Annotated in this window: 6 protein-coding genes and 1 tRNA gene; 2 read left to right on the forward strand and 5 right to left on the reverse strand. The window is 38.2% G+C overall.

All coding sequences use genetic code 11. The features are described from left to right. Window positions 1–598 precede the first annotated feature (598 nt). Window positions 599–1519 (forward strand): 1,4-dihydroxy-2-naphthoate polyprenyltransferase, encoded by a 921-nt coding sequence (locus AC1DCY_RS17545; RefSeq protein ID WP_477352213.1) that lies wholly within the window; start codon window positions 599–601, stop codon window positions 1517–1519. Between the two features lie 26 nt (window positions 1520–1545). Here the strand turns inward: AC1DCY_RS17545 and AC1DCY_RS17550 are convergent, their stop codons facing one another. The 4 genes from AC1DCY_RS17550 to AC1DCY_RS17565 form a co-directional block, all read right to left on the reverse strand. Further along, window positions 1546–2472, reverse strand: coding sequence for a dipeptidase (locus AC1DCY_RS17550; protein ID WP_477352215.1), 927 nt, complete (start codon window positions 2470–2472; stop codon window positions 1546–1548). A gap of 48 nt (window positions 2473–2520) precedes the next feature. After that, the gene (locus AC1DCY_RS17555) at window positions 2521–2970 is read right to left on the reverse strand and encodes a TraR/DksA C4-type zinc finger protein (RefSeq protein WP_477352217.1); all 450 of its coding nucleotides are present in this window, start codon (window positions 2968–2970) and stop codon (window positions 2521–2523) included. 75 nt (window positions 2971–3045) lie between these two features. Further along, complete coding sequence (locus AC1DCY_RS17560; protein WP_477352219.1) at window positions 3046–3804, reverse strand: MerR family transcriptional regulator; 759 nt, start codon at window positions 3802–3804, stop codon at window positions 3046–3048. Between the two features lie 234 nt (window positions 3805–4038). Next, window positions 4039–5250 carry a diaminopropionate ammonia-lyase gene (locus AC1DCY_RS17565; protein WP_477352221.1) on the reverse strand — a complete coding sequence of 404 codons (1212 nt, stop codon included), beginning with the start codon at window positions 5248–5250 and terminating at the stop codon, window positions 4039–4041. A 155-nt stretch (window positions 5251–5405) separates the two neighbouring features. Here AC1DCY_RS17565 and AC1DCY_RS17570 point away from each other — a divergent pair, with 155 nt between their 5' ends. Beyond that, the gene (locus AC1DCY_RS17570; RefSeq protein WP_477352222.1) at window positions 5406–6044 is read left to right on the forward strand and encodes an NAD(P)H-binding protein; all 639 of its coding nucleotides are present in this window, start codon (window positions 5406–5408) and stop codon (window positions 6042–6044) included. 206 nt (window positions 6045–6250) lie between these two features. Here the strand turns inward: AC1DCY_RS17570 and AC1DCY_RS17575 are convergent. Next, window positions 6251–6322 (reverse strand) — tRNA-Glu (locus AC1DCY_RS17575). Between the last annotated feature and the right edge of the window lie 73 nt (window positions 6323–6395).

Consider the following 6395-nt stretch of genomic DNA (forward strand, 5'->3'; position numbering starts at 1 on the left):
TGAAGTGAGCGTTTGTACTTTTACTACATCATATTTTTTTGTTAAAATAGGGGTCATTTTTTATTTGCTAGCCTATTCTTCGTACTGTTGCTATTATCTTAATTATTGTTTTCAGTTCATAAATGCATGTTCTATTGTATCATTTTTTTAAACTTCTTTCAGCAGAAGACTCCCTCCTCTATAGGTGGTGAAATGAATGCGGATTTAAGCTACTTTTCAGCGGGTGTCCAAACAGCCGCTGAATTAGAAGAACTCAGTCTAAGATCGCCACGTCCTGTGGCAACGACTGAGTGACCAACATCATGTTGGCCTAAAGCCTCCGGCGGATGTCACGTAATCGGAAAGGAGTTCACATAGGATGTTAGCCTAAAATCATCGCATCCATGCGATAACGGCTAACTGACCTGCATCCTGCAGGCCTAAGCACAAAGCCGATTCCGGACGCATTGTTTATCTGTGCGAAAGCGAAGCGACAGCAACAATTATGCCAAGGCATAATTGATCTGAACTGTATATAATAAGCTGTGAACCTACCCATTTTCTCATTCTTCGTATAAAATAAGAATAGTCTACAACATTTGAAGGAGAGAAAGACCTTATGACCAAAGTCATTGAAGCTGATAGGGGTTTTAAAGTTTGGTGGCATTTAACACGTCCACATACTTTAACCGCTTCATTCGTTCCAGTATTTTTAGGAACAGCGATTGCCTTAGCAATTGAAAAACAAACAATTGATTTTGGACTATTTTTTGCTATGCTCATTGCAAGTATGCTTATACAAGCAGCAACAAATATGTTCAATGAATATTACGATTACAAACTAGGATTAGACAACGAAAATTCTGTCGGTATCGGCGGAACGATTGTGCGTCACGGTGTTAAACCAAAAACAATTATGATGATTGCCTTAAGCTTCTATGCAATCGCTATGTTGCTTGGCATTTACATATGTGCCTCAACCTCTTGGTGGCTTGCTGCTGTCGGGCTCGTTTGTATGCTTATTGGTTTTTTATATACTGGAGGACCATACCCAATAGCCTATTCACCATTTGGAGAAATTGTATCTGGCGCTGTTATGGGAATGGGGATTGTTTTAATCGCCTTTTATATTCAAACGCTTACTGTGACATTAGATGCTGTTTTGCTTTCAGTACCAAGTATGATTTTAGTTGGGGCTATCATGCTGTCCAACAATATCCGTGATATCGTTGGCGATACAGAAGGTGGTCGAAAAACGCTTGCTATTTTAGTAGGTCGAGATAACGCCATTTCTGTGCTATCTGGCTTTTTTATCGTTTCGTACTTATGGGTAATCGCTCTTGTAGCAATTGATGGTATTACTTTTTGGGCTCTGATCATTTTCTTAAGCGTTCCAAAACCACTTCGTGCGATCCAAATTTTCCGCGATAAAAAAGAAGCGAAAGAAGTTATGCCTGCGATGAAATTTACAGCGCAAACAAATACATTTTTCGGCTTCCTCTTAGGAATCGGATTATTAATTCAATATTTCTTTTATTAAGATCTATAACTAAAGATGCAGCAGCCTTAACGGGCTGCTGCATTTTTTACATAGCATCTAAAATTTCCACTTGCAATACCACGAACTTCTTCGGTTGAAAAATGTTCACGTAACACCTCTAACAAATTTTGTGCCTCTCCTGCGTGTGCTAATCCTTTTACAGTAGCATCTATTCCATCGAAGTCTGATCCTAGTCCAAGGTGCTCTATCCCTACTATATTCGCTAGATACTTCACATGCGCTACTAAATCATCCATCGTAGCATTATCATGGATAAAAGGCGGGTAGTAAACGACATGAATATGCCCTCCATGCTCGACAAGTGCTTTTGCCTGAGCGTCCGTTAAATTTCTTGGATGATCACAAATTGCACGTGCGTTACTATGGCTCGCAATGATATGTTTTGCTAGTGGTAAGACATCCCAGAAACTCTGTTCATTTAAATGCGAGACATCGATAATAATATCTCGCTCATTTAGCAAGTCTATAACCTCTTTACCAAATGGTTTTAAACCAAGGCTTGCATCCTGTTCAGCACCGTGAGCCACAGCATTTTCTTCATTCCACGTTAGGCCAACTAGCTTCACTCCTGCATCTAATATTGCAGCAAGCTTTGCTAAATCTTCACCGATTGGACCACAGCCCTCTAAGCTTAAAATTGCACCAATTTCATGCGGAGCTAAAGTATCTAGTTGCGACCAATCTGTAATATGCACCATGCCCTCAGTTTGTAATACATGTGTATGGAAGGCTTCAATTTGCCGCACTGCCTCTAAAAATCGCATACTTTGTGGAATTTTAGGATTAATAAAAATAACAAATACTTGTGCCTTAACCTGCCCTAATTGTAATCTCTGTCGATTGGCTTGCAGACGTACATCATCTTCAAATTTTGCCGCTTCTAAAGTTGTTAATTTCGATAGAGCATCGCAGTGTAAATCAATTATGTCCATATTCTCACCCCATACAGCTATTATACTGCCTGTGAGTGAAAATGCTTACTAACTTTTATCTTGAGGAGTGTCAGAAGAGCCAAATTCCTCAAGTTCTATGAAATGATCCGATCTTGGCGTAGAAGACAACACATCTTCCTCTACTGGTCTTAAATTTTCTTCTTTGTGCTCCGCATGTTCAACACATGTCAATGCTTTCGGCATAGCTTCTAAGCGACCTAGAGGAATCTCTTCACCACATACAGCGCATTTACCATACGTACCATCCTCCATCGCTTGTAATGCAGCCTTTATTTCCTCAGCATCATCACCCCTGTGCTCATCAATCGCCATTTCCGTTAGCTGATCCGTTAAGTCACTCGCATTGTCAGCTGGATGATTATCATAATTAGACAGCTCTGTAGCTTGCGGACGCTCTGATTCCTCAAGTTGCTGTTCTATTTCCTGTAGTTCCTGCTCTAATTGCTTTCTTAATTTTTCCATTACTTGTGGGTTCAAAAAAATCTCCTCCTCATGCCTTCATTTTTTCCTAAATTAATATTTCTAAAACACTAAAGCATGAGGAGGAGTCATTTATTTTGTATAATTGATGATGGCATCATGTAAAAATTGTGCTGCTCCTTTAGAAACACGTTCATCGTAATAAGCTGAAAAGCGTTCATCCGCCATATACATTTGTGCTATACCTGCATGTGCCTCTTTAGAATATTGTGACCATGTAAAGCTAAGCCAGCGCTTATGAAGCTCTGCTACCTCCATTGCCACATCATTGTTTGTATCGCCGATATCCATCGCTTCTTTTAAACGATCAAATAATTGCTGTTCTAGCTGCTGCATTGCCTCATACTGTTCCTCTGTCATATTCATTAGCTTCGCATTTGATGCATCCACTGTGTTGTCACCATATTTTGCGCGAATTTCTTGACCATATTGCTTTTCATTTTCCTCAATTAGCTTCTCTTTAAATCCATTAAATTTCTCTGCATTTGACATTGGTTGTTCCTCCTCAATAGATTGAATGGTTTTTTCCACTGTTTGTAATATCTTCTCCAGCTGCTCCTTGCGTTTTAGTAAAGCAGCTCGATGAGTTTTGAGTGCTTCTGTATATTGAAAATCAGGCGCTTGAATAATTTCCTTAATTGTTGCTAACTTCATATCTAATGCTCTATAAAATAAAATTTGCTGGAGCATATCGACTTCAAACTGTCCATAAAATCGATAGCCCGCCTCATTCGTTCTTGCAGGCGTTAGTAATCCAATTTCATCATAATAACGCAGTGTTCTAGTGCTAACCCCTGATAATTGAGCAAGCTCTTGAATTGTATATTCCACAATTTTCACCTCCACTAATGCTACTGTAAATGTTTACGCAACGTTAAGGTCAAGAAAAAATTCAAGAAAAATTGACTCATTGCTATAACGTTGATTTCCGTTCCGACTGGCGCGTCCACTGAATCGACTCAGTAAATGAAAAAAGCAAACTAGAAAATTTCACTATCACTAGTTTGCTATTTCTTTAAAATCAATTATGCCTCCGGTGGATGGTTGGACACCCGCTGAAAGAAGTTAATTTTTCGCATATTTTCCATGCCACACAATATTTCTGTAGTTATCTACATCTGTGTCACCTTCAGTATTAATAAACAATACTCGCGAATTTTCATCTAATTGTAATGTTTCCTTCAGTTCTGTATATTGCTCATTCGTCATCAATTCATAGAAACATCCAACTGGGGCAGCTCCCGATTCTCCAGCAATAATTCGTGCATCTGTTGCTAATGGATTTCCAAGAATGCGCATACCTGTAGCGGCAATTTCCTCATCACAGCAAATACTTACCTTCGTATAAGTCTTTAATAGTTCCCAAGCAAGTGGATTCGGCTCACCACAAGCAAGACCTGCCATAATTGTTTGCATCTCTCCACCAACCGTTACAAACTGCTCAGCCCCCGCCTTAAAGCTCTCATAATAGCAATTTGCTGCAAAAGGCTCAACTAAAACAAATGTAATCTCTTGCTCATAATATTGTTGTAAGAAAGCTACAACTGCTCCTGCAAAAGATCCAACTCCAGCTTGTAAAAATACATGGGTAGGTGCTTTTTCCAACTGCAGGGCGACTTCTTTTATTAGCGTGGTATAGCCTTGCATAATCCATAACGGAATTTCTTCATAGCCTTCCCACATCGTATCCTGAATAACGACCCAGTCATTTTCTGTTGCTAGTTGTGAAGTATAACGAACTGTATCATCATAATTCATTGTCGTTATTTCAGCATACGCACCTTCATTTTTAATATTTTGGAGGCGCTCCTCTGCACTACCAGCAGGCATATATATGCGAGCTTTCAAACCAAGCTCTCTAGCAGCCCAAGCCACTCCACGACCATGATTGCCATCTGTCGTTGAAATAAACGTTAAGTCCCCTAGCTGCTCCTTTACTTCAAGTGATTTAAGCTGCTCAAACGATAGCTCCTCAATATTCCTACCTAACTTTTTGGCAACGTACTGCCCAATTGCATATACACCACCTAATACTTTAAAAGCATTTAAGCCAAATCGATAAGATTCATCTTTTACAAAAATACTTTGTACCCCAACTAACGATGCAAAATCATTTAAGCTACGCAATGGAGTGCTTTCAAATTTCTCATATGTACGCTGAAATCTACCAACACGATTTACTTGCTCCGATGAAAAATTACGTAGAAAAGGTGCTACTTGTTCCACGTTCTTCTGTAACAAATATTGTTGGTTGTTAGTCCATAATAATTTTTCCATCCTTATCCCCCTAGCATTGTTCTATTTTCATCTTAGCTTATAGAATCACAAAACAAAATACTACAAATATTACAGACTTTAGTAAAAAGAAAAATTTGAATCTTATTGATGAGATCTATCGTATATATACCATTATATTTAATCGGAGGCATATAATGGATAGTCTTTATAAGATAGCGATAATTGGAGGAACAGGGAAAGTAGGAAGATATATAGCAGCTCAAGCAATACAAAAAGGATATCATGTTCGAATGCTTGTTAGAAATCCTGAAAAGTTACTGTATAAAAATGATGCAATTGAAATAGTGAAAGGGCAAGTACAGGATATAGAAAACATCCGAGAACTTCTTAAAGATTGTCAAGTTGTTATAAATACATTTGGTCAACCTACAAAAGAAGAACCTATTTATAGCAAAGTTACTAATAATATTTTTAAAGTGATGAAAGATTTAAACATTAGTCGTTACATAGGTGTTTCCGGTGGTTCTCTAACGATTAAAGAGGACAAAAAAAGCATGATGAATCGTTTTGGAGCAAAGTTGTTTGAAGTTTTCTTTTCGAAAATGATGCAAGATAAAAAATTAGAATGGGAATTTTTATTACGTAATAAACAGATCAAATGGACACTAATTAGATTGCCGTTTGTAAAAGATAGCTTAACATCCAACCAAATAAAAGAAAACCTTACGGATATGCCTGGTACAAAAATTACTAATCAAGATATAGCCACCTTTATCATTGATCATATAGATAATACAAAGTATGTGCACAAAGCACCGTTTATCTCCCATTAGTGGTGTTATGGGAGATAATGAGAAAAGCTTTCTTTGTGAGTGCTGCCATAGAAAAAATTTAATTTTTTAAAAGCCTTTAATAGAAAAATTAGTTGAAAATTTAATAACACCTTAGTTAGATTAAAGAGCAAATGTTGCACATAACTTAATAAAGTATCATAAAAAAAAATGCAGTAGATGTAGTTTACATCTACTGCATTTTAGTATGACCCGTACGGGATTCGAACCCGTGTTACCGCCGTGAAAGGGCGGTGTCTTAACCACTTGACCAACGGGCCAATGGCGGAGAAGGAGGGATTTGAACCCTCGCGCCGGTTACCCGACCTACACCCTTAGCAGGGGCGCCTCTTC

Source organism: Lysinibacillus sp. 10T31 (assembly GCF_056394365.1).

What these genes read in the sequence shown, in the direction of transcription:
- AC1DCY_RS17545 (WP_477352213.1), top strand. Translation starts at nt 599, where the DNA reads ATGACCAAAGTCATTGAAGCTGATAGGGGTTTTAAAGTTTGGTGGCAT.
- AC1DCY_RS17570 (WP_477352222.1), top strand. Translation starts at nt 5,406, where the DNA reads ATGGATAGTCTTTATAAGATAGCGATAATTGGAGGAACAGGGAAAGTA.
- AC1DCY_RS17550 (WP_477352215.1), bottom strand. Translation starts at nt 2,472, where the DNA reads ATGGACATAATTGATTTACACTGCGATGCTCTATCGAAATTAACAACT.
- AC1DCY_RS17565 (WP_477352221.1), bottom strand. Translation starts at nt 5,250, where the DNA reads ATGGAAAAATTATTATGGACTAACAACCAACAATATTTGTTACAGAAG.